This is a genomic window from Kosakonia sp. H7A (assembly GCF_003028445.1).
Lineage (GTDB): Bacteria > Pseudomonadota > Gammaproteobacteria > Enterobacterales > Enterobacteriaceae > Kosakonia > Kosakonia radicincitans.
The window spans coordinates 293,674-318,055 of record NZ_PYTZ01000004.1 but is presented as its reverse complement, the minus strand read 5'-3'; the positions used below and the strand labels follow the sequence as shown (position 1 = coordinate 318,055).

Annotated in this window: 20 protein-coding genes; 7 read left to right on the top strand and 13 right to left on the bottom strand. The window is 51.1% G+C overall.

The window, feature by feature from the left end; genetic code table 11:
* Positions 1–10 precede the first annotated feature (10 nt).
* Positions 11–3,520: a type I restriction-modification system endonuclease gene (gene hsdR, locus CWM66_RS16625; protein ID WP_107146921.1), complete on the bottom strand. Its 3,510-nt coding sequence runs from the start codon at positions 3,518–3,520 to the stop codon at positions 11–13.
* A gap of 661 nt (positions 3,521–4,181) precedes the next feature.
* Between hsdR and zorA1 the strand changes: the two genes are divergently transcribed.
* Genes zorA1 through zorD form a run of 4 tightly spaced genes read left to right on the top strand, consistent with a single transcriptional unit; the run spans position 4,182 to position 12,067 of the window.
* The gene (gene zorA1 / locus CWM66_RS16620) at positions 4,182–6,371 is read left to right on the top strand and encodes a type I Zorya anti-phage system protein ZorA1 (RefSeq protein ID WP_107146920.1); all 2,190 of its coding nucleotides are present in this window, start codon (positions 4,182–4,184) and stop codon (positions 6,369–6,371) included.
* A gap of 13 nt (positions 6,372–6,384) precedes the next feature.
* A complete protein-coding gene (gene zorB1, locus CWM66_RS16615; RefSeq protein ID WP_007372952.1) occupies positions 6,385–7,128 on the top strand; it encodes a type I Zorya anti-phage system protein ZorB1 in 744 nt (247 codons plus the stop codon).
* Complete coding sequence (gene zorC, locus CWM66_RS16610) at positions 7,125–8,822, top strand: type I Zorya anti-phage system protein ZorC (RefSeq protein WP_107146919.1); 1,698 nt, start codon at positions 7,125–7,127, stop codon at positions 8,820–8,822. The genes zorB1 and zorC overlap by 4 nt, the downstream gene beginning before the upstream one ends.
* On the top strand, positions 8,822–12,067 hold the full coding sequence (gene zorD, locus CWM66_RS16605) for a type I Zorya anti-phage system protein ZorD (protein WP_107146918.1): 3,246 nt from the start codon (positions 8,822–8,824) through the stop codon (positions 12,065–12,067). The genes zorC and zorD overlap by 1 nt, the downstream gene beginning before the upstream one ends.
* A 118-nt stretch (positions 12,068–12,185) precedes the next feature.
* On the opposite strand, the gene CWM66_RS16600 is transcribed toward zorD, so the two are convergent.
* The 5 genes from CWM66_RS16600 to CWM66_RS16580 all read right to left on the bottom strand — a co-directional run bounded on the left by CWM66_RS16600 (position 12,186) and on the right by CWM66_RS16580 (position 15,397).
* A complete protein-coding gene (locus CWM66_RS16600) occupies positions 12,186–12,992 on the bottom strand; it encodes an HNH endonuclease (RefSeq protein WP_035886625.1) in 807 nt (268 codons plus the stop codon).
* A gap of 170 nt (positions 12,993–13,162) precedes the next feature.
* Positions 13,163–13,594 (bottom strand): putative T6SS immunity periplasmic lipoprotein, encoded by a 432-nt coding sequence (locus CWM66_RS16595; RefSeq protein ID WP_233218394.1) that lies wholly within the window; start codon positions 13,592–13,594, stop codon positions 13,163–13,165.
* Between the two features lie 2 nt (positions 13,595–13,596).
* A complete protein-coding gene (locus CWM66_RS16590; protein ID WP_035886624.1) occupies positions 13,597–14,121 on the bottom strand; it encodes a hypothetical protein in 525 nt (174 codons plus the stop codon).
* A gap of 242 nt (positions 14,122–14,363) precedes the next feature.
* Positions 14,364–14,912, bottom strand: coding sequence for a flavodoxin family protein (locus CWM66_RS16585; RefSeq protein WP_007372957.1), 549 nt, complete (start codon positions 14,910–14,912; stop codon positions 14,364–14,366).
* 53 nt (positions 14,913–14,965) lie between these two features.
* The gene (locus CWM66_RS16580; protein WP_007372958.1) at positions 14,966–15,397 is read right to left on the bottom strand and encodes a DoxX family protein; all 432 of its coding nucleotides are present in this window, start codon (positions 15,395–15,397) and stop codon (positions 14,966–14,968) included.
* A gap of 166 nt (positions 15,398–15,563) precedes the next feature.
* On the opposite strand from CWM66_RS16580, the gene CWM66_RS16575 reads away from it, so the two are divergent.
* Positions 15,564–15,962: a helix-turn-helix domain-containing protein gene (locus CWM66_RS16575; protein ID WP_107146917.1), complete on the top strand. Its 399-nt coding sequence runs from the start codon at positions 15,564–15,566 to the stop codon at positions 15,960–15,962.
* Between the two features lie 19 nt (positions 15,963–15,981).
* Here CWM66_RS16575 and CWM66_RS16570 read toward each other — a convergent pair whose 3' ends face one another.
* Complete coding sequence (locus CWM66_RS16570; RefSeq protein WP_107146916.1) at positions 15,982–16,992, bottom strand: alpha/beta hydrolase; 1,011 nt, start codon at positions 16,990–16,992, stop codon at positions 15,982–15,984.
* 221 nt (positions 16,993–17,213) lie between these two features.
* Between CWM66_RS16570 and CWM66_RS16565 the strand changes: the two genes are divergently transcribed.
* Both CWM66_RS16565 and CWM66_RS16560 read left to right on the top strand, forming a co-directional pair.
* Positions 17,214–17,735: a TetR/AcrR family transcriptional regulator gene (locus CWM66_RS16565; RefSeq protein ID WP_107146915.1), complete on the top strand. Its 522-nt coding sequence runs from the start codon at positions 17,214–17,216 to the stop codon at positions 17,733–17,735.
* On the top strand, positions 17,735–18,829 hold the full coding sequence (locus CWM66_RS16560) for an MFS transporter (protein WP_107146950.1): 1,095 nt from the start codon (positions 17,735–17,737) through the stop codon (positions 18,827–18,829). Before CWM66_RS16565 ends, CWM66_RS16560 begins: the two co-directional genes overlap by 1 nt.
* 19 nt (positions 18,830–18,848) lie before the next feature.
* On the opposite strand, the gene CWM66_RS16555 is transcribed toward CWM66_RS16560, so the two are convergent.
* From CWM66_RS16555 to CWM66_RS16530, 6 genes are all read right to left on the bottom strand, one after another.
* Positions 18,849–19,094 carry a zinc ribbon domain-containing protein gene (locus CWM66_RS16555; protein ID WP_071920158.1) on the bottom strand — a complete coding sequence of 82 codons (246 nt, stop codon included), beginning with the start codon at positions 19,092–19,094 and terminating at the stop codon, positions 18,849–18,851.
* A gap of 190 nt (positions 19,095–19,284) precedes the next feature.
* Positions 19,285–20,607: an ABC transporter substrate-binding protein gene (locus CWM66_RS16550; protein WP_035886620.1), complete on the bottom strand. Its 1,323-nt coding sequence runs from the start codon at positions 20,605–20,607 to the stop codon at positions 19,285–19,287.
* Positions 20,600–21,673, bottom strand: a complete 1,074-nt coding sequence (locus CWM66_RS16545; RefSeq protein ID WP_107146914.1) for an ABC transporter ATP-binding protein — start codon at positions 21,671–21,673, stop codon at positions 20,600–20,602. Before CWM66_RS16545 ends, CWM66_RS16550 begins: the two co-directional genes overlap by 8 nt.
* Positions 21,674–21,677: 4 nt before the next feature.
* Positions 21,678–22,502 carry a phosphodiesterase gene (locus tag CWM66_RS16540; RefSeq protein ID WP_107146913.1) on the bottom strand — a complete coding sequence of 275 codons (825 nt, stop codon included), beginning with the start codon at positions 22,500–22,502 and terminating at the stop codon, positions 21,678–21,680.
* A gap of 11 nt (positions 22,503–22,513) precedes the next feature.
* Positions 22,514–23,401 (bottom strand): carbohydrate ABC transporter permease, encoded by an 888-nt coding sequence (locus CWM66_RS16535; protein WP_007372967.1) that lies wholly within the window; start codon positions 23,399–23,401, stop codon positions 22,514–22,516.
* Positions 23,391–24,263 carry a carbohydrate ABC transporter permease gene (locus CWM66_RS16530; RefSeq protein WP_035886614.1) on the bottom strand — a complete coding sequence of 291 codons (873 nt, stop codon included), beginning with the start codon at positions 24,261–24,263 and terminating at the stop codon, positions 23,391–23,393. Before CWM66_RS16530 ends, CWM66_RS16535 begins: the two co-directional genes overlap by 11 nt.
* Between the last annotated feature and the right edge of the window lie 119 nt (positions 24,264–24,382).

Here is a 24,382-nt window from a genome sequence, read left to right as displayed (position 1 = left end):
TTCTAACGCGTCAGGCGGGTTCGTCCCAGATGTAATCACTGAATTTCGCCAGCACGCCGTCGAGGTCGTCCTCAAACACGCGCTGCGACACGGCTTTGCCGCCGAAGCGGTGGAGGTTGCCGGTTTTAAACGAGTCGTCGTCGAGCACCACTTTATCTTTCAGCGCGGTGGCTAAGCGATCCAGCCACTTCAGCTGTTCGCTGCCCCAGTCGTTTTCGCCTTTGATGCGCGCCAGGGCATGATCAACACGCAGCTCAAACGGCTTCAACGCATCGCCCACTGCCGCACGGCGAATATGGCCAATCAGCCGGGCGGCGATATCCTCGTTACGCGTCTCTTTCCACGCGCTGCGCAGGGAAGACTCTTCGAAATACTGGCTGTCAAACCACTCCTGCAACTCCACCAGCCCTTTACGGGTGAGATCGCGCGGGCGGGCAATCACTGCCTGCAACGCGGGCTGTGCATTGGGAGAGCGCTTGACCAGATCATCAAAGGCTTCGAGGAAATCTTCCGCATTATGGTAAGCACCGTAAACCGGCTCGACGTTGATCACCTCATCCGGAATATCAAGGAAGATCGGACGCTCGCGCAGTTCGTTGATGTCGAGTTTGAGTTTCTCCAGACGCGCAATCAGGGTGGGGAGTTTATTGAACACCTCGGCACTCCAGTGCGGGCCTTTTTCACGCAGATGCGAAGCCAGCTTGTTAAAGCTGACGCCTGCGGCATCCAGACATAATTCATCCAGACGGCGCACCTGCTTATCGATGCCGGCGCTGCGGTCGCGGTTATAGGTGGCCAGGCCAATAATCCGTTGCAGCTTGGCGACGAGCTGTTCGTGGCTGTGCTCGGCAAAGCTGCGGCCATCGGCTTCGGTCACTTTATAGGTTTCCGAGTCGGTAATTTCGTTCACCAGCGTTTGCAATTCTACGCTTGGGCGCATCACCACCGGGCGCATGGTATCGACGCTTTCCAGCGTGCTGTAGATATCGACGCAGTCGAAAATCTTAAAGCGGATCTTATCTACTGCCGGGCATAAACGGGTGGCGCGGCCTTTCATCTGCTCGTAGAGAATGCGGCTTCTCACCTTGCGCAGAAAGACGATATTGCAGATTGACGGGATATCGACGCCGGTAGTCAGCAAATCAACCGTCACCACAATGTTCGGTAGCCGCTCCTTATTAAAACGGGTGATCAGGGACTGCACTTTCTTCGCATCTTTATCGGAATCACCGGTGATCTTGATGATCGCGTCATGCTCCAGTTGCGGATATTTCTTTTTGAAGGCGGTGCGCAGCTCATTGACGACCATATCGGCATGCTCGTTGGTGACGCAGAATACCAGCGTTTTTTGCTTGCCGGTCGGATCGAGGTGTTTGGTTAACTCTTCGCAGACGGCGGTATTGAAACCGGGGATCAACAGCGTACGGTTGAAATCTGCGACTTCAAAATCCTGATCGTCAGCCAGCGTGTCGTTGATCATCTCACCCTGTGGCGTCACGCGAATGATCTCTTCACCCTTCGACAGATAAACACCGTCTTGCGCATTGCGGGTGGTGATCTTGATGGGTGGATCCTGGTCGATCAGATACCCGTCGATCACCGCCGTGCGGTAGGTGTAGCGGTAAACCGGCTCGCCGAAGATATCTACCGTATGGCGTGCTGGCGTGGCGGTCAGGGCGATTTTCACCGCGTCAAAATGATCGAGGATGCGGCGGTAAGCCGACACATACTCCAGCTGGCTGCGGAACTGTAGCTCGCCCTCGGTCTGCTCTTTATCAAGGATATAGCCACGGTGCGCTTCGTCGACCACAATGCAGTCGTAGCGTGCCACCGGCATTGCCTCATCGGATTGCAGAGTGCGTTTAACCAGCGACTGGACGGTCGCAACGTGAATTTTGGTGCTGTCTTCCGGAAATTTATCCGTCAGCCCTTTGATGTCGAAAATGCTGTTAAAAGTATCACCGTTGATGCGCGTGTCTTCAAAGGCGCCCAGCGCCTGTTCACCCAGCGAGCGGCGATCCACAAGGAACAGTACGCGCTTAAAGCGCTGGGACTGGATCAGGCGGAACATCATGGCAATGGCGGTACGCGTTTTCCCGGTGCCGGTGGCCATGGCCAGCAGGATCTCTTGCTGCCCATTGACTATGGCGTTTTCAACGGCGCGAACGGCATCTTCCTGGTAGTAGCGCAGCCCCAGCTCGCTCATATTTGGGTTATCTGCAAACCACTGGTTTTGCCTTTGCGGATCGCTGCCCAGCATGGCGATCAGTTCTTCCGGGCGATGCCACTCCGGTAGCGCTTTCGACATGTTGCTGGTATGGCGGACATCGCGATACCAGATGCCGCTGCGGGTTTTCAGCGTTGCGCGGTATTCGCGGCCATTGGTGGAGTAGCAAAAAGGAATTTTATAGCGTTGGCTGCCGCTGGTATCCGCCCAACTGACTTCATATTCCGGTACCGCTTCCCGCACTTCATCTGCAGGATACTGCTCCAGTAAAATGTTACGCAGCAGGGCATTATCGAAACGTTTGCTGTAGCGATACGCCTCATTCAGTTTACTGAAGACATCGGTGTTGATGCGCTTGGCTTCCACTACCGCGATGGGTTTCATGCCAACAAATAATACGTAGTCGGCAAAACCCTGTTTTCCCGTTTCATCGGTACCGGTGGGCCATTCGGCGATTGCTTTGTTGACACCCGGTTCCGGCCGCGCGCCTTTGGAAAAGCGCAGCATTTTGCTGTCTGCTTCCCAGCCCGCTTTACGCAACTGGGCATCGATCAAAAAGCGGCTCTCTTCTTCGCTCAAATCCAGCGTGCGTTTGATGGCCTGATCGGTGATCTCTTTGTGGTAGGCCTTGCGCTCTTGCTCGGTCTGTTTCGCCAGCTCGGCATTTTTTTCTGCCAGTTGTGCTTCGAGGGCTGCGACGCGAGCCTGAGATTGGGCTTCAGTTTCCTGCTGCTTACTTTCGAGGATGGCGATATAGCCGTTGAGTGCCACCAGCTTTTGCTGCTGGGCCTCTAATTCGGCCTGGTTGTGTGCTTTTTCTTGCGCCTGTTGTTCCAGCTGCTGTTTTAACGTCAGCACTTCCTGATGATAGAGATCGCTACTCTGTTCCGGTAACACAAAAACCGGAACCGGGAAGTCATAATCTTTGGTGACCAGACGGTAATACCAGACTGCGAGACGAAAACCGAGGCGCAGACACATCTGCGCATCATCAAGATCGTTGTGATACTCGTGGACGGCCTGATTGCCAATGCGGCGCAATTTATGAAATACCGACAGGATGTTGTCATCAACAAAAGCTATTTTGCCTAATTCACGCAGCAGGTCATGCTGGTTTTCGCATTGGGGAATATCCAGTAGCAGCCCTAAATGCTTCGCCGTCGCTTCACCGAACATGCGCATTTTTACCAGCGTGGTGTTGGGATCGTTCGGATAATTGTTTTCCGCTGCACAGGCGATAGCGTAAATAAAGTCGTTAACGCCTTTCAGGAAATCAAAGTTAGATTTGTTCATGTGCCTTCCGCGTTAAGGCCAGCCCCTGGAGCTACTGACGTGTTACGTTAATCGGTAAGAAAAAGCGACCTAATCATGTTACCTCCCGCAGCCAATGCGATCAATCAACGGAAGATGCGATAACTTACTCTTTCATATGAATTAAATAGTAAGGAGCCGCGGTTATGAGTGTTCTGGTTTGTATTATCGGCAGCAGGAATGACAGGACGTGTCAGTTGCGTTGTGTTTGTTCAGACTTACCATAATTTTCAGAAGCAAGGCATTATTTATGGCGCGATAATTTCATTGGTTTACCATAAATAAACTAATTATTTATAAAGGTTACGTATTGCTATGCGACTATATACTATATATTTTTAAGGCCGAACCTGTATCCATTAGATTTTTTTAATTATTCATGAAAAAGATATTGGCTGGCCATTTGCTACTTGTTATCCCTGTGCAGCAGGTTATGATTTGTGAGAACAATCTGATTGCCTCAAGGATTAGGTGGTCTGGCGCTGTGGGGCACAGGATTATGGACGTTTACTCCTTTTGCTTGCGTCATCTCTCTTCAGAATTCGAATACTGCATATCAGTTTATTGTTGCGCTATAACCCCTTGTTATTAGCGCCTGTGGTAGCTATCAGAAAAAATAACTGTTGTTGACTCGGGATGAAAAATGGAATGGCTTAACTCGTTTTTAACTATATTGACTTCCGTGCAACCTGAAAAGGTTCCGCTGGTCGTTATTATTGTCGTTGCTATTGCGCTGGCATTTTTTGCTGCTTTGTATGTTTATCGGGCAATTAAAATTGTCAATAAACTGAAGAAGCAGTCAGGGATCATTTCAGACTGGAAGAATGAGACAACGGCAGTAAAACTACAGAAGCTGAGCGAGTTATTTACCGGGACGCCACTGGCCCACTCCTGGAGTGAGTTTGCAGAGTCACTCCATCAACAAAAAATGCTTGTCGATGGCGAACTGAAATTAAAAGATGTTCGGGCAACGGCTCCCGCAGCGGCATTTTTTACCGAGCAGCAATTAATCGATATTCCGCTTAACACTGAATTTTTTAAACATCTTCCCGGGATTCTGACAGGGGTCGGCATTATCGGTACGTTTTATGGGCTGATGATTGGTTTAAATCATTTCGACCCCAGTACGCCCGAGCAAGTTACCAGCAGCGTGGCTTCTCTCTTGCGGGATGTGCTTTATGCTTTTTTAGGGTCGTTTACCGCCATCGCAGCTTCCATCTTCGTAACGTGGCTGGAAAAGCTGTCGATAGCGAAGTGTTATAAATATCTTGAACAGTTTACTGCCGCTGTTGATCAGCTATTTGAAACCGGTGTGGGTGAGGAATACCTTGCCGAACTGGTGAAATCGAGCAACGAAAGTGCTACCCAGGCTAAGCAGCTTAAAGACAGCCTGGTGACCGATCTCCGCGATATGCTACAGAATCTGGTGGCAAGCCAGGTCGCTGAAAATGAAAAGTTAGCGCACACCTTATCTTCCACTTATCGCGATACCGGCCAGCAGTTTGCCGAGCAGGTGAGTGGAGCCATCGAAAATAGCCTGAAATCCCCGTTAGATAAAATTGCTGGTGCGGTACAGACCGCCAGCGGCGATCAGTCGGGTCAGGTACAGAATATGTTGCAGGATGTCCTGACGGCATTTATGTCCAAACTCGACAATACCTTCGGCAATCAGTTCGAAAATATGCACCAGATGATGGGGCAATCTGTGGGGGCCATTGAGGCAATGCAATCAGGTTTTGCCGGTTTGTTGCAGGATATGCGTAACGCCAGCGAGGATACTCGTCAGGGCAGTGCTGAGCTGATGTCACAGTTGCTCAGTGAGATGAAATCCGGACAGGTCGCGATGCAAGCCGGGATGAATGATATGCTGGCCAGCCTGCAATCGTCCGTCGCCAAAATTGGTGCAGAAGGTGAAGGCGCAGGTGAGCGGATGGCACAGCAGCTGGAAAAAATGTTTGCCGATAGCGAAGCGCGTGAAAAAGCGATGGCTGAACAGATGAAAGCGTTTATCGACTCTATCCAGCAAACGTCCCAGCAAGGCCAAAGTGAAACCATGAAGCAAATGGCGGCGTCCGTTGAGGCGCTGGGCGAGAAACTGGGGTCGCTGTTTACGCAACTTGAACAGGGACAACAGCAACTGGCCAGTCATCAACAGGATACTCAGACATCTCTCCATCAGGAAACGCAGCAGATCATTGCTGGTTTCGACGAGCAGGTCCGCTTGCTGCTGAATGCATTGAATGAACAGCAGGGGGCGACGGAAAGCACGCTACGCAGACTGGCAGAGCAGACTTCCGCCCATTTACAGGATATGCACACCGGTGCTGACAAAATGCGCCTGGCTGCCGAACGTTTTGAAACGGCAGGAGACAAAGTTAAAGAAGCAAATCTTCTTACCGCTGATGTACTTACTAAAGCGCAAGGTGCAGGCAATACGTTGAGCCAGGCCAGCCAGGAGCTGAGTTCCGTGGTGGCGGATTATCGTAATAACCGCGAAGCGGTGGCGAAATCCATTACGCTGCTGGAAGGTGTCATTGCCAATGCGCAATCTGAGCTGGAAGCGCGTAGCCAATTCCTCAAAGAGCTGAAACAGCACAATGAAGGATTGCATGACTATAATCGCGAAGCAAAAGAGTTCCTCGAAAACGCAGGACAAGTGCTGGCTAATGGGTTCAACCAATTCTCAGACAGCATGAAAACAAGCCTCGACGCCACGTTAGGGGCGCTGGACGCGAATTTAGACAGCGCGGTTAAACGTCTGGGAAGCGGTATTGACGAGCTTAGTGAAGGTATTGAAAACCTTGAAGAAGTGCTTTCTAAAGTGCCGGCGTAAAGGGGGCTGAATCATGTTCGGTCAAACATTTCGTATTAAGCCCCGGCGTTCGGATGAGGCAGAGAAACCCTTCTGGATTTCCTATGCGGACCTGATGACGGCCATGATGGTGCTGTTTCTGGTCGTTATGGTGGCTTCATTAAGCTCAGTAACACAACGGATCCAGCGGGTAGAACAAGGTGAGAAACTGCGTGGACAAGATATTACCCGTCTGTGTGAGCGTTTAGAGCTGCACGCCCGCAATCTCAATAAAACCATTGTCGTTGATTGCCGTGATAACCGCATCAGTTTTGGAGAAGCGGGCCGCTTCGACCACAATCGCTTTTTCCTGAATGCTGACGGACAGAAAGCGCTACAGGATGTTGTGCCGCTGGTGCTGGAAGCGGCAAACAGCGAGGAAGGGCAAAAATGGTTTAAACAGATTGTCATTGAAGGTTTTACCGATACCGACGGTTCCTATCTGTATAACCTGCATCTTTCGTTGCAGCGCTCAGAATGGGTAATGTGTAGCCTGCTCGACAGCCGTAGCCGCCTGCAACAGCAGATAACGCCCTTGCAGCAGGAGCAGATCCGTAAGCTCTTCCTTGCGGGCGGTGTTTCGTTTAACAACGCTAAAGAGAGTAAAGAGGCCAGCCGTCGCGTTGAATTGCGCATGCAGTTCTTTGGTCTGAAAGATGAACATGATAAGGCGGCAGTTGATGTGGGTAGCGTTACCGTACCTACAACCGAAAAATGTCAGTTGGAGATGCCGTTATGATCTCCGCGTTATCTCGCTTATCGTCAGATATTGCTGCCACCGTTAAACGGCATATTGACACGGAAGCGGCTGCTTTTGGCGATTTCCCTAAGCTCAGGGCTGCAGAGCAATATCTGTCCGTCAAAATGGAGAAAAGCGAGCGCACGACAGTCCCTCCGCTGACAAAACGACTTAAAGCGATCACTGCGCTTCGCCAGTTGAAAGTGCTAACGAGGTACGACTGGCAACTGATATTTGCGGGCCTGGCTGATAGCGATCCCGATGCGGCATTTCCGGTTCTGCTGGAGGATGATTCGCTTTATAACCGGGTTGAACAAGAGATTCAGCAGCGTATTGATAGCAAAAAACTCAAACGGCGCGAATGGAAGTTTTTATGTAGCAGTTATTTTGGCTATCACGCGAAAAAGCCCGACGAGAATAACAATTGGTGTTCGTTACGCGATCAACTTCGTATTGGTTATGGCGTGATTAAGGGTCAGGTGCGTCGAGAAAAACGCTGGATGGCGGTAATAGATGAATATCAGGATCTGTTCACGCCAGATGCCGGGAACTTATTGGCAAATAAAATGAGTGCTGGCGAGCTGGTCGATTTTTCAGCGCTGGAGACCGTGGCTCAGGTTCCCGATAATAGCTGGCTTTGGTACCGGGCCTTTGTTGTTCTGCTGGCAAAGATCTTAGAGCTGGATGATGACGCATTTAAAGAACATCTGCCCAACCTGCTGGAACTCGCTCGCCAGCGCGAAAGGTATAAAAATCTCATCTTACGTGCGTGTTTAATGCAGTATTACCGCTCTTCTTTCAGAAATACTCCGCATCCACAGCTTAAGCAAATGGCACTGGAAAACTGGGGAAGCCCGCAATTACACAGTAAACAAAACCTCTGGCTTACTCATTTGAAAGATCCTGATACCAGCGAGAAAATTTGCGGCATGGTACGCAGCTGGCTGGCGAAAGAGGATTTAACGCATTTCTTCCAGTTGCTGAAGGGGAAAGATGATGTGGATCAGGCCCGTTTGTTCTATTGGTTACGGTTTGCCAATCAGATGGGATTCACACGGATAGTAATAGGGCAGGATGCCCGTCAGAATATGCATTCCGATTTTGTTGCATTCAGGCAAAAAAATAAGGGACGGTTAAGCACTCTGTCTGGAGGAAATAGTGCAGATAATGCCGTAATTATGCAGATCGGTAATTATCTTTTTGTTGAGTTTTCTCGTACAGGCAATGCGTTATATGTTTATGAGTTGTCTTCTGCACCGTTTAACCCGGAAAAAAGCGACCTGCATTTAAATTATGAATTAAAAGCGGGAGCGATAAAGCATCGTCATGCACCAACAGCTTATGGCTATAGCGATAATCATCTCACCGGATGGATGGTTAACTATGAGGATGAGCTTCGCCGATTAGGTATCCGATACCAGCCTTCGGATATAGTTGTATCGCCATCGCCATCGCCATCGCCAATATCGACAAACATGGTAAATCCGCCGCCCGCTGATGCAATGCAAGGCTCCCGTGAGCAAGCGATTCGCAGCTTGCTTAAACAGCTCGATGCCACTGTGAGTGACAAACGTAATATTGGCGGTGCCCTGCATGTTCGGCTTTCCTCACGTAATGCAGAAGTCGTTGAAAAGCTTGTCCGCTTAGGTTTTAAACAAAAAAATGGCGATCCACTGACCTTCTGGAGTAAATAATGCTCAACCGTCTGCTCAGCAAATTCAAAGGTAACAATATATCTTCAGAAAAACGGGTAAGTCATCGTTATCAGGTTGAAGAGTCAGGGCTATCGTTTTTGTTTAAGCTTGCTGATGAAGATGCATTGTGGCCTTTGGTCGCCTATATGGAGCAGCTTGCAGAAGAAGAATATGTTGTTGAGTTATCCGATCGCTGGTTGCTCACCTGGGATGAACTGTATCGTCTGGCAACAGATGAGGATCATCAAACCAGCCTGTCATTACTGGGGATCCCTGAGATTAAGCCGCTGAAGGTTTGTCTCGCAGGCAGCGGAAGCCTGAGCGATGCTGATTTTAACATTTATATCCGTGACTGGAAGGAAAGCGCGACTGGCCGATCTGTTCAGATCGAAAGAACAGGAGCGATATTTCGCAACTCTGAGGGGCAATTTTTACAGACCCACGAGAACTGGCTGCTCCTCTCTGCTTTGCAGCAATTTCGTGATGAGCAGCAGCACAGAGCGGGAGAAAATACCAATCAGCTTGGCTGGGCGAAAATACGGCGCTTAACAAAAAAGGCGCAGGCAGAATTAGATAACTATCTGGCGAAGACGATTGTGGTTAAGCCCGAATCGTTAAGACTCAAGCTACGCAAAGCAACCATTCACAACACACCGGTCATCGAAATTGAACCTTCTTTCGATGATCAACCAACGCAATGGCTCAATAGTTTCGATAACAGTAAGTTAGTTCAGGATCAATACCGTGTTCTGGGTGATGATGGATCCCTCAGCCATGTGATCATTTCCCCGGAAGTGAAAGAAGTCCTCTCTTCTGTGCATTCAATTACTGGCAGGCGTATAGCGGGTGATGATGCCGTCTCTTTTATTCGCAATCCCTACACCTTCATTGGTGGGGATGCAGCCAGTGTTATCCCGCCTGAACAACATGAAGAAGCGTTGCAGGATGCGCATATTTTTTTCCACCGTTTCTCTGTTACACCTGTGCTTGATGATGAAGCAAAAAGAATCTCATCCGTATCTCTTGTCTTAGAACCTATTGCCGCCAGGCCGCAACCCGCTATCACTTTTTCTCTGACCAAACCCTATGAGTTTGAAGAGTTTATTCAGGAACTGGCAGTTAAACTGGCGTCGGGCCTACCTGCGGGAATATGGCAAGGTTATGAATTAGAGTTGAGCCAATTAACGTTAGAACAACTTGAACACTACCAATCACTCCTGCTTCGTTGGCAGCAAGAGATTGCCGGTATCGAATTTGATGAAGTTTTAGATCTGAATAAATATGGCGATCGTGTCATTGGCATTGGTGAGTTTGAAAAGATTTCCTCTCCCTTTTTAATAAAGGGTGAAAGTGAAGACTGGTTGCCAGAGACGTTAGGTGAAGCATTACTGGCGAGTGATTTTTTTGAGGGCTGGGAGCCGCAGAGCCAGGAACAATTATCGGACCTTGAAGAACGCATTGAATCAGCGGCGTCTTTACAAGAAACAACCGTCTCCATGCCGTGGAATGAGCAATCATTGCCGATTGACGATGCTAAATCATTATTGAAAAACTGGCAGAAGAAAATTGAGACTCTGGAGAGCGACACAGATAAAGACATCGCCGAGCCAGAAAAAAGAGCTGTTCTGCAGATAGAGCAAAACATTGAACATGCAGCGTATATAAAACAGCGACGTGAGGCATTGTTGAGCGCGAAAGATGCAGAACCTGCATTACCTGTTTTGCTTAAAGAACATATTCATCTTCGTGAACATCAACGACAGGGCTTAGCGTGGTTGCAGCAGTTGTTTCTTAAGTCGCCGGAAGAAATCTCAGGTTGTTTATTGGCTGATGATATGGGGTTAGGTAAGACGCTGCAAATACTGGCCTTTATTGTATGGTATATCGAAAAAAATCCTGATGGTTTACCAACAATGATCGTTGCACCCGTATCGTTATTAGATAATTGGGAGCGCGAACTGGATAATTTCTTTCATACCGCAAACCTTGAGGTGCTTAAACTTTATGGTAATGCCGTAAAAGCGGTGAAGTTCCATAAGGATGAAATCCCAGTAGAACTGAGAGCGCAGGGCATTAAAAACCTGCTGCGTCCGGGCTGGGTTGGTGGTGCAAAAATCGTGTTAACCACTTACGAAACCTTGCGCGATCAAGAGTTTTCTCTCGCACGCCAAAAATGGTCGATTATGGTTTGCGATGAAGCTCAAAAAATAAAGAATCCAGCGGCATTAATTACCCATGCGGCGAATGCTATCCAGGCGCAATTTAAAGTGGCCTGCACCGGAACACCTGTTGAAAATACGCTGGTGGATCTATGGAGTTTGTTTGATTTTGCCCAGCCAGGTTTGCTTGGCGCGCTCAACGACTTCGGTAAGCAGTATTTGCGGCCAATTGAAGGTGCGACGGAAAGGAATAATCTCGTACTTGAGTCACTACGACGTATTATCGAATTGCAGACGCTGCGGCGCACCAAAGAGGAAGTCGCGAAAGATTTGCCATCAAAAATTGAGGACATCTCCTGCAAACAGCTGACAATGGCTCCTTTACAGCGCGATTTGTATGTTTCGTCGATTGCCTCCTATCAGAATCGACAAAAAATGCAGGATGAACTGGAGCAACCTGGGGCGGGAATGCTTGGTTTATTGCACCGTCTGAAGCTCATTTGCGCACATCCCTACAGCGTAAAACCGGATAACCGCTTAAGGAATCACTCACCCAAACTGGAGTGGATGATGCGTAAACTCGAAGACATTTCGAAAAAGGGTGATGATAAAGTTATTATATTTACCGAGCTGAGAGATATTCAGCGCGAATTGCAGTATGCCATTCATCAGCGATTTGGTTTCAAACCTTATGTAATCAATGGTGATACCAGCACCCGAAGTGAGAGCGCGAACAGCCGTCAAAAACTTATCGATATTTTTCAGGAGCAGCCCGGATTTGGAATTATTATTCTTTCAACCGTGGCTGTCGGGTTTGGTGTAAATGTACAAAAAGCCAATCATGTTATTCATTTCACCCGTTGCTGGAACCCAGCAAAAGAGGATCAGGCCACAGATCGCGCTTACCGCATTGGGCAAACAAAAGATGTGTATGTTTATTATCCAACGATAACGGATGAGAGCATACCCACTTTTGAAGAAACACTGGATGCTCTGCTACAAAAACGGCGGGCTCTTGCGCGAGATATGCTCTGTACGAAAGGCGATTTAGTCTCTGAAGACTTTAATCAGCTTCTTCGTTCCTGACTAATTATCAATAAGTACTGCAACGATGGCAGGGTGATAAACGCAGAACGATTTGAACAGGTAGAAGAGTGAGTCGCTGTCCCGATAAATATGATGCTGTTATCGGGAACCTCGCTTATCATTTTTTCGGTTCTTTTTTCCTGGAAACTCTTAATGCATTTTCACGATGCCATTTTAGATAAGGACGAGATTCTGCGGGGAATGCTTTAATTTGCATTGGTAATTGTAATTGTTCTATCACTTCAGCATTTAGTTCATCATTGACTAAGAGTCGCCCATTATCTTCAAACGACATCCAACCTTGATCGAAAAGTACATCAATATGCGCTGCCAGCATTATTCCGTTAAAGTGATCGAGACGTTCTGTTCCTGTGTTACATGCTGACCAGGGTTTTATGTGGCTGGCCCTTAACACCGGTTGAAAGGAGATTCCAGTAATGGGGCAGGCAGGGTAATGGGCTAAACAGCCCTTTCTGAAGTCTCCCTGACCCAGCCGAGCGGCAACCAATCTCTCTCTTGTCGTTTCGTCGAGACCTTTATCTTTACGGATAAGTTGCACATCTTGTTGTGTTTGTTCAAAGGAGTCTGCCATTATCCATGACAAAACACGTTGTTCCGCCATAGGTTCTGCAAGCGCATTCATTCTTTCCATAACACGTTGAGAAGCGACGGGCAGTTCCCTCGGAGTGCCATCAGGGTTACGCCAGCCTCTGCGAGGGTTTGTCATCCATGAGTCAAATCGATCACGACAGTTTTTAAGACTATTGTAAAATTCCTCTGATGATTTGCCCGCACCAAATCTCGGATAGAAGAGGGCGTAGGCTTCATTCCATTGCCCGACACCAAATATCGTCGGCGGATCTTCCAACCCATATTTCGACATATACCAGGCAACTTCCAGGAGCCCTTCTTCTGGCGTGCTCATGTTGTTCCTCACAATTCGGTGTCATCATGCAGTATCGTGGCATGAAAACATTTGCTGCGGGAATAACTTAAGTGTAAATGTCATTATAATTGATGTGACGACAATGTTTTCAGAAGGCTTACTCTATCAGCTCAGAGCCTGCCGGATAGCGGCAAGCTCTGTAACCATCGCTATTGATACGGTCTGACACCTTCATTACTCTGGAGCGGGAGATTACGTACGCCGGTTTTAGATACTTCAATCGCGGCTACGACACTTCTCACAGGCATATTCTCCTGACCGGATTTCAGGACGTAGCGGATAACAAATTGGCCCTGCTCAGGAAAAGTATACAGCGCAGGGGGAATACACAATTGGCCATCCTCTACTTTCAAATCGGGATTACCGCCACGCCACATTTTTTCTGCTGGTTTATTGCGTTGACCAATTGTCAGTATGGTTGGCTGATATTCACCCGCGTCAGGCACCAGAAAACAGAGATTATTTCCTGATTTTTGTACTGTGGTTATTTCATCGGCTTGTAATCTGTCGCCCTGACCTGGGCATCCTGTCAATGTAAATAAACATGGAAGTAAGAATAAAAACAAGATTATGTTTTTCATTATCAGCACCATGGAAAATTTTGCAGTGTTTTTTGGTATTGGGCTCTTATGACACTTTCAGTAGTATCACCATCCAGGGTGATATCTCCTCGTTCTCTGAGTGTGCACCATGCTATATAACCGTAAGTATTTAGAATGTACCAATCGGTAATAATCTGTGCCTGCTGCTCCATTGGATATCGTCTTAAAGGACGACCATTAAGCGCATAGCGATAGCTAACCAGGCTGCTTATCAGCCCATTCAGACGTACGTTCATTCCTCTGCCTCGCTGCCAGACATGGCACATCTCATGAATAAATATATGACGATGAGGGAGGTCTGACTGTGAAAAATCATGGGTATACCATGCCCGGAAATAGAGTTCTCCATTTGGAGCCATGCCCGCATTATCTGGCTGAAGTCCGAATGGAAAGTAACTGTCGTGGTGGACCCAAACTTTGTGATATTCAATTGCGTCGCCGAATACGGCTCGGGCCATTCGCACTTCGCCTGGTGTGAGTAAGCGTAGCGTCCCTTCCTTTTCCATGAAAAAAATGCTCCATTTTCTAAAAGACGAGCTATTAAAATAGAACGGCTTATCTTTAATTTCCATCTGTTTTGAATTTGGGGTGAATACTGTAACGAAAAATCAAATTTCATCGATGCTAAGCTGGATGTGTAATGCATATTCACGAAGAGGGAATGAGATTTTTCCGGAAGGTGTCGAGAGATTTGTCGCTCTGAAGTCCGAAATAAAAAGCCGGGTTTCCCCGGCCTTGATATACAAAATTAATTAAAACGGCTCGCTACATCGGCCACGCGCTGGCCGAATTTCACTGCGGTATCGAGGTCGCCGGAGGCGATTTTATCGGCGCCTGCATCAGATGGCGACTGCACCAGCAGGCCGACAGAACCGCCGAGGTTGTTGATGTCTTCGCGGGTTGCAGCAAGCGTGTTCGCCGGCAGCAGGCCCAGGCTCACCCAGATGCCGCCATGCTGTGATGCCAGCGTTTGCAGGTATTGCAGCGAAACCTGTTTGTCACCGTTCAGGCTGGCGCTGTTGCTGAAACCGGCAAATATTTTGTCCTGCCAGGCGCGGGTAAACCAGGCTTTAGAGCTGGCATCAGCGAATTTCTTAAACTGCCATGGCACGCCGCCCATATACGTTGGGGCACCAAAAATAATGGCTTTGGCGTCGTTCAGTAATTGCCAGTCGCTTTCCTGAATATCACCGTTATTATCCACAGCGATCAGCGTTGCATTTGCCCCTTCGGCGACTTTCTCGGCAACCGCTTTAGTGTGCCCGTAACCAGAATAATAGATCACAACAATAGACATATTTTTCCCCTATTTAAGAGAGATAACGTACAAATGAGTTTGCACGACCGTCATTATTTTTCTTTTCCGGCAAACAGGGTGTATTTCCCTGCACCCAGAAACATAATGCTTAATCCGCCGAGGAAATAGAGGGCTTCACTTTCCAGACCCCATGCGCCGACGTTGGTCAGGGTAAAGAATTTCCCCATGCCGACCAGTAAGGTGGCAACCAGAATATTAAATGCGTAAATAAATGCCGCCTGGCGCGTGAACAGGCCAATAATAATCAGTACCGGCGTAATAATTTCGCCAACAAATACACCGTAAGCGATAAAGCCCGGTAAACCCTGCGCGACCAGCATGTCGGAAATCCAGCCTACACCATGCTGCACTTTGGCTACGCCGTGAAACAGCATCAGCACGCCAAATGTCAGGCGCAGCAATAGCTTGCCAAACTCCGGGTGCGTGGTAAGACTGAGAAATGCGTTGTTCAGCCGACTAATCATCCTTTATTCCTTTCTATTCCGCAGGAGAACTTTTGCCATTTCTGGCACCTTAGTATCAAATAGAAACTTAGGCTTTGAGTTATACACATCCCGCTCCGGTTGCGGAAGAAGGCACCCAAAGGGCACTACGTTTCCTCAAGGAAACCTACTACGAGAATTTGTCGTTATGATTAAGCCGTCCATTCCTTACGATATTTATGATAACCGCTGCCCGACGCGCGATATGCTGGCAAGGCTGGCGGACAAATGGGCCTTGCTGGTGCTGGCGCGTCTGGAAAATGGGCCCATGCGTTTTAATGGCCTGAAACGGGATATCCGCTTGATCACGCAAAAGGTCTTAACCCAGACGCTGCGCAAGCTGGAGCGCGATGGCATCATCGCCCGTGAAGTGTTTTATACCGTGCCGGTGGCGGTGGAGTACAGCCTGACGCCGCTGGGGCGTACGCTGACGGAAACCGTCTCGGTGCTGGCGCACTGGGTGGAAAACAATATGGATGCAGTGCTTGCGGCGCAGGCTGCGTATGACGAGGCGAGTTTGCTCAAAATGAAAGAACCCACCGCATAGGGTGGGTTCCGGGAAGTGCTTATTTCAGGTGGACACGCAGTTCATTGGCAGCCTGGGAAAGCGCGGTGCGAACGGTTGGCTCTTCGCTCAGGGCATTCAGCAGACCGTAGTCGTGGATCATGCCGTTATAGCGGGTAACGGTAACCGGCACGCCTGCGGCATCCAGTTTGCGGCCAAAGGCTTCACCTTCATCGCGCAGCACATCCAGCTCGGCGGTCTGGATCAGCGTAGGCGGCAAGCCTTTCAGTTGCTCACTGCTGGCTTCCAGCGGTGAAGCCAGAATGTTGCGGCGATCGCTCTCTTTGGTGGTGTAGTTATCCCAGAACCATTTCATCATGTTTTTACTCAGGAAATAACCATTCGAGAACTGGTTATAGGAACCGGTATCAAAGCGCGCATCGGTGACCGGCCAGAACATCACCTGGTAGCGAATCGCTGGTGTATGGTGCTCTTTGGCCTGAAGTGCCACCGCAGCCACCATATTACCGCCGACGCTGTTACCCGCCAGCGCCAGACGAGAGCCATCCACGCCAATCTCTTTACCATGTTCGGCAACCCAGCGTGTGGCTTCATACGCCTGATTAATGGCGACCGGGAAGTGTGCTTCCGGTGACGGTGTGTAATTCACGAACACGGCGGCAGCGCCGGATTCGTTCACCAGATCGCGGACAAAACGTTCATGGGTTGGATAATCGCCCAGCACCCAACCGCCGCCGTGGAAGAACATAAATACCGGCAGCGTACCGGTTGCGCCCTGCGGTTTGACGATGGTCAGCGTCAACGGTTTACCGTTCACGGTGATGGTTTTTTCCGTCACATCTGCGGCGGGCAGTTTGGCGCCTTTCTGCGCGCCGATCAGCACCTGGCGAGCATCCGGCACTGAGAGTTGTTCGATAGGTTTGCCACCGCTGCTGTTCAGCACAGAAAGGAATTTCGCGACACCGGCAGTCGGTGCGGGCGCATCGGCGGCCCAGGCAGTGGATACGCTGGCGGCGGTTAAACTCATGGCGATCAGTAATGAACGTGACATCTTTATCTCCTTTGCGATTGTATCGCGCGCTATTTAAATGGTGGTGAAAGCGCGGTTGTGTTTGCGTCTGGGGAGGAATTTAAATAGTGCGCAATTTGATTGCAAGTGAATTTTTAGCGATAAAAATATATTGTCTCTTTATTCATTGAATTTTAAGGTATTTTATTTTTACTTTTTTATAGTTGCTGGCGAAAGTAAAACGATCGGTTTACTTTTTAAGGATGAAAAAACGACAAGAGATCATTCAGGCCGCCGAGCGGCTGTTTTACAACAACGGTTTTCACGCCACCAGCACCGATCGTATTTGCGAGGAAGCCGGGGTTTCAACGCGCACGTTGTATCGCCATTTCCCTTCGCGAGAGCGATTAATCGCAGCGGTAATGGAAGCTCGCCAGCAGCGTTTTTTCGCCGATCTCTACGCGCCCGAACACCCACAGTCGGTGGAAAAACTTTTTACTGTGCTCGGGGAATGGATGGCGAGTTACGGCGCGGGCGGATGCTTTTTCCTGAAAGCCTGGGGCGAGTATGCGCAGGAAAACATACAGCTCTGCGCGCTGGCGCTGGATTTTCGCTATGCGCTGCGGGATTACATCGCCACGAGCGTGAAACACAACGCGCTGGCAGATGCTGTCTGGATGCTGTTTGAAGGGGCGATTACCGCGGCGTTAATTCGCGGACCGCAGGCGGCTTATGATGCCGGAAAAGCGGCGGCGATCCTGATGGCCAGCGAGGAGGCGAAATGATGAAGCTCGGCATGACCGGTTTCGCGCTGATCGCCGTTTCTTATGGCCTCGCCCGTTTCTCATGGGGGCTGATGATGCCCGCTGTGGCGCAGAATATCCCTTTCAGCCCGCGCCTTGCAGGCATCCTTTCGGCCTGTAGTTTCGCGGCTTATTGTCTGTCGATAAGCGCAGCCGCAACGTTGAATCAGCGTTATGGGCCGCGATTTCCCTCGGCGGTTTCTGCGCTGAGTGCCGCGCTTGGCCTGTCGTTGCTCGCCGCAGCCGCTTCCCCCGTAATGCTGGGCGTCGGATTATTTATTGCCGGGATCAGCGCCGGGTTTTCGTCGCCTTCGCTGGCGGCAGCGGTCAGTCGTTGCGTGAGCGCATCACGGCAAACGCAGGTGAATACCCTGATTAACGCCGGAACCGGGGCAGGGATCATCCTTTCCGTGCCGCTCCTGTCGTTTCTGCCGTGGCGAATCGCGTGTCTCGTGTTCGCGGTAATTGCACTGCTGTGCCTGTGGCCGGTGCAGCGCTATTTACCGCGTGGTGCGCAGCCGCAGGCGGAGGAGCGAGCAACGCTTTTATCACGCGCGGTTGTCCGTCTTGCGCTAATTGCGTTGCTGAGTGGGATGATGAGCGCCGCGTGGTGGAGTTTTGGTCCGCAAGTATTGCGTCAGCAGATGGCGGTAGCGGATCCGCTCATCAGCATGCTGTGGTGTGTTTGCGGTGCGGCGGGTATTTTGGGCGCCTTCACCGGGCCGGTTGCGCGTTATATCGGTATGCACCAGGTTTACCGGCTGGCGCTGGTATTTATGGCCGCACCGTTGCTGTTGATGGCGTTCAGCCACGTATTTTCCTGGTGGTTAATACCGGCGGTGGCGCTTTGTGGGGCTGGCTATATCACGCTTTCCGGCGTGCTACTGGTGAGTGGTGCAGAAGCCACGCCAGCGACCCCGGCTTCCGGGGTCGGGATGGTGTTTTTTATGCTGGCCGCAGGCCAGGTGGCTGGCGCGGTGATATTGGGTTTGATCTACGCACAGGCTGGGGTTGCACTGGCATTTGGCCTGTTTGCGCTGCTGGGGTTGCTACTGCTGTTTTTTACCCCGGATTGAAGCCGCCAGGTTAATAGCTTCAGGCTCTGTCTGCCCACGCAGGCATTGATGTCAGATAGCGGATGGCACGTTTACGCGCTTCTTCGTTGCCCACTTTCTGCCATGAATCAAGGTATTGCGCGAGGCCGGAAACGGCATCATCCCAGGATTTTAGATTGCCTTCGCTGTCGGTGCAGTACACGCAATATTTATCGCTGGCACCACGGGCATCTGGCGCGGAGAGCGGCATTCCGCAGGAGTGGCAGTGCTGTTCGGTGTAAGACATGGTGTGCTCCTTGTCAGTTGGGTGAGTGAAAAATATACAGTCCCGGCAAGCAAGGAAATGTCTGGCTGATCAATAAACCCCGTATTCACAGTGGTTATTTTTGAGGTGACACCGTATTCGTTGTTAAGTTAGTAAGCGCTTACGGCTGGGTGAGGGGACATCTCCCCGCATCCCTGCGGGGAACAACATCTTATTTCACCGCTTGCAGCGCGGTTTTTTCCACATAGGGTTTCATCAGCGTATCCGCTTCTTTCTGCGCCGCTTCTGCGGCCGCTTCCGGGGTGACTTTCTCATCGTTCACCACGGCCGCCAGCTGGTTTTCCATCGCTTTACGCACGGCAACCGTTTCGTAAGTGGAATACCACGGATGTGCGTACTGCAACTGTTCCAGCGCGATGGCGGCGCGCGGATCCTGCTTCAGGTACTCTTTCATTTCCGCCGTATCATAGGCCGCTTTGCGCGGTGAGAAGTAACCGGTGAAGCGGCTCCATGCGCCATTCACTTCCGGGCTGACGAGATAAGTCAGGAACTGATACGCCGCTTTTTTCTGCGCATCGTTAATGCCTTTAAAACTCACCAGGCTGGCGCCGCCAATTGGCACGGCACGTTGTTCCTGAGCAGGCATCATTGCCACGCCCAGCTCGAAATCTTTCGTGTTTTCACGCATAAAGCCCAACGCGCCGGTACTCAGCATCGCCATTCCCAGTTTGCCGGAAAAGAACGCAGCGCTGATCTGCTTCGAGTTCAGCACGCCGGACGGCATCACTTTGTCTTTGTAGATCATATCCTGCCAGAAACGCAGTGCGCCGATGGTAGTGGGCGCGTTGTAATAGACTTCGCCAGGATAGTTTTCGTTGAAGTAGTTACCGCCGTTGGCGCGTACCAGCGAGGAGAAGATCCAGCCGCCGTAATCGTCGTTGGTAGAAGGCAGCATAATGCCCCACTGGCCTTTGCTCTGGTCGGTCAGCTTTTTCGCATCCTCCAGTAACTCTTTCCAGTTCTGCGGCGGCTGTTTAATGCCCGCTTGCTCGAACATCGTTTTGTTGTAATAGAGGATTGGCGTTGAGTTATGGAACGGAATGGCGTAGGTCACGCCCATCACCTGCGCGTTTTTACGCATCGCAGGCCAGAACTCGTTTTGCAGGAAATCGCCTGCTTTTTTGTCGCCGTACTGGAACAGTTCGTCCATCGGCAGAATTTCATCTTTCAGCGCCAGATCGGTAGTGAAGTTGGCGGACATGATCACCAGTGCAGGCGGCTGGCCTGCTTTCTGCGCCGATTCAGCTTTCATTTTCGTGGTGTCGTAGTTGCCGGTAAAAATCCCGCGCACTTCTACCTCTTTTTGCGAATCGTTAAAAGCTTTGATGACGCGCGTCATTTCCATGGTCAGTTTGCCGTCCACCGGGGCCGGAAACATGAAATCAATCTTCTCCTGCGCCAGTGCGGTGCCACTCATTGCGAGGGTTATACTGTAAGTAAGCGCTCGCAATGTTTTTGGCAGAGGCTTATGCATGGTCGTTCTCCTGGTGTAAGTTAAGCAAGGTTTGCGCATCAAAAAGATGACAATCAAGGGGTGAAAAACCGACGCTGAGTGTGTCCCCTTTGTTGGGCACATCACCCCGGTGTCGGCGGATGTAACGCAGGTTGCCGATGGGCGTGCTGACGTGAAGCTGATAATCCGCGCCCATTAGTTCCCGCTGCATGACGGTGGCCGGCAGCACCAACTGGCCCGCTTCCGGCGTGTCGGTAATGTGCTCCGGGCGAATGCCCAGCCACACTTGCGACGCGCTGCTAGCGTGCTCAGGCAGCGGCAGGCGTTGCTCACCCAATTGCACTTCGCCATTGGCGCAGGAGAGCGACAGCAGGTTCATGGCCGGAGAGCCGATAAACCCGGCAACAAACAGATTTGCCGGATGCGCGTACAAATGTTCCGGGCGGCCAACTTGCTGCACGTGGCCGCCATTCATCACCACAATGCGGTCGGCCATCGACATCGCTTCGGTCTGGTCGTGCGTCACATAAATGGTGCTGGTCTTCAGTTGCTGGTGCATCTCCATAATGCTGTCGCGCACTTCAGTACGCAGGCGCGCATCAAGGTTAGAGAGCGGTTCATCCATTAAGAACAGTTTCGGGTTACGCACGATGGCGCGCGCCATCGCCACGCGCTGGCGCTGGCCGCCGGAGAGTTTGGCGGGCTTTCGCTCCAGTAATGCATCAAGCTGCAACATCTGCGCCACGCGATCGAGGCGCGGTTGCCAGCTGGTTTTCTCTTCGTTACGCACTTTCATGCCGAAGGTGATGTTGTCGCGCACGGACAGGTGCGGAAACAGCGCATAGTTCTGGAAGATCATCGCGAAGTTGCGCTCGCGCGGCGAGCGGGCGGTGATGTCATCATTATCGAGCCAGATGGCGCCATCGCTGACATTCTCCAGCCCGGCAATCAGCCGCAACAGTGTACTTTTGCCGCAGCCGGACGGGCCAACCAGCACCACAAATTCGCCATCGTGAATATCCAGCGACAGCGCGCTGAGCGCCGCTTTGCCATCAAACTGCTTGCTTACATTGTTCAGTCTTAACATGGGATTAGCGCTCGTCCACCGGACAACTGATGTTTTCGTCATACAGCCACGGGCCCGCGTAATGCGACAGCGGGTGCAGGTAGCTCACCCACTGATCGCCAATCTGGCGGTGCATCAGGCACGACGGCGGCGACATATCGTAGTACGGGCGGGTATCTTCGTGGCAATACGGTACCTGGTGTACGGTGGCCGGAATGGTGGCAATCGTTGCCTGACGATATTGCGTCATGGTCAGGCTGTGGTTATGGCCGCAGAAAATGCGCGTCAGCGACGGGAAGCGCTCAACCAGTTTCAGCAGCAGGTGACCGTTTTCACAGGCGATGCGATCCATCTGCGCGTTGCCCAGCGGCAGCGGCGGATGATGCATAAATACCGCGGTCGGTTTGTCTTTGCTGGCGCTCAGTTGCGCTTCCAGCCATTGCAGGGTTTCATTCGTCAGCCAGCCTTTTGATTCCCCGGCAAGACTGGAATCGATAAACAGTAGACGCGTCGCGAAATCATCAATCGCATAACGAATGTTCTGCGGATCGCTGCCAAGATGCGGGCACAGCGGGTGCAGATATTCCAGAAAGTGCGCTTTATCGTCGTGGTTGCCTGGAATGACAAACAGCGGGTAATCCAGCCCGCTGAGGATCTGGCGCGCCACGCGGTACTCTTCCGGGCGGCCGCAGTTGACGATATCCCCGCTCACTACCACCGCATCCGGGCGTTCGCGCAGGGCGTTAAGCTGACACACGACGTCGGCATTCCCGGCGTTGATATCAATAAAACCGTACAGCTTCTCGTTCTGGCTGCGGAAATGGGTGTCGGAAATTTGCGCTAAAAACATAACTACACTCCTTATTTAATACCGGAGAAGCCAAAGCTCCGGAGAAACTGTTTCTGGAAAGCAATAAACGCGACCATCAGCGGCAGGCAAACCATCAGCGTCCCGGCGCTGATCATTCCCCACTGGCCGCCGGATTCTGCGCCCATGGCGAAGGAGACCAGGCCGACTGTCAGCACCTGTTTGTCCGGATCGTTGAGCATCATCAGCGGCCATAAATACTCGTTCCAGTGATAGGTAATGCTGACGGTGGCGAACGCCAGCACCGACGGCCACGACATCGGCAACATCACGCGGAACAGCACCTGCCACCAGCGACAGCCCTCCATCAGCGCCGCTTCTTCAATCTCTTTTGGGATGGCGAGAAACGCCTGGCGCATCAGAAAGACGCCAAACGCAGAAGTGAAGTAGGGCATCATCACGCCGGTCAGCGTGTTGAGCAGGCCGAAGGTTTTCAGCGTCAGCATGTTGGGGATCATCATCACCACCGGCATGATCATCAGTTGTACCAGGAACAGGATGAACAGCGTTTTCTTGCCGCGAAATTCGTGGCAGGCGAAGACGTAACCGGCAGTGGTAATGGTGAACAACTGCACAAAGAACGTGCCGAAGGCGAAGATTAGCGTGTTGGCGTACAGGCTGAGCCAGTTGGCGCTGTCCCACGCATCGCGAAAGTTATCCAGCGTCAGCGGGAAGCGCGGCAGAATTGATGCCATATCTTCGCCAAAGGTGGTGGCGCTAAACGCGGATGAAAGCATCCAGATAAACGGGCTTACCCACAGCAGCGCCAGGCAAACCATCAGCAGCGTAAGCGTGATCGGGCGCGAATGACGCAGACGCAGCCACAACGGGCGCGGCACGACAGCAGCCCGGTTGATAACAGGAGTAACCTCAACGCTCATAATGCGCTCCTCTCTCAAGCAGTTTCAGGTTGACCAGCGAGAAGACAAACAGCCCGACCAGCGTTAAAAACGTGGCGGCAGAGGCTTTACCGAGATCGTGAGTGTCCCAGGCGAGATTCTGGATGTAATAGAGCAGTACGGTAGTGGCATTGTCCGGGCCGCCGCGCGTCATCACGGCAACGTGGTCGATCTGGGTAATCGAGTAAATCAACGCGGTAGTGACCACAAAGCTGATGGTCGGGCGCAGTAACGGCAGGGTGACTTTAAAGAAAACCTGCGTGGAGGTTGCGCCTTCCATTACCGCCGCTTCACGCGTTGAGGCGGGAATGCCCTGCAAACCGGCGAGGAAGAACAGCATGTAATACCCGGCAAACTTCCACACGCCAATCAACGCCAGCGCCAACAACGCGCTATTGCTGCGCCCCAGCCAGTTGTTGTTCATCGGCCCGAAAAGCTGCGCGAGGTAGTGATCGAGCATCCCGAGGCCAGGCATAAAAATAAACAGCCACAGCGCGGCGGCGCTGACCATCGGGATAATCATCGGAAAGAAAAACGCCGTACGTAACCAGCGGTTGATGCGATGGTTTTCCCACAGCGCCACCGCCAGCAGTAGCGCCAGCGTTACCCCCGGAATGACAGTGAGCAGGATGTAGATAAGGTTATTGAACAGAGACTGCCAGAACACCGAATCATCCAGCAGGCGGACGAAATTTCCCAGCCCAACGAACGGCGCATCATTGCTGACGATGCGGGTATCGAACAGGCTGTCATACACCGAGCGCAACAGCGGAAAGTAAGTGAACAGCGCCAGGAACAGCAGAGACGGTGACAGGATCAGCCACGGAAGCCAGTATTTTCTCATAAGCCTTGAACCGCGAATTTACGGGTTTCGAAAGCCAGAGAGTCTGTGAAAAAAATGCTGCAAAAGGATTGCGTAAAGGTGACCGTTTAATGAACGAGTGTTCATTGGGGGCGTTTCAT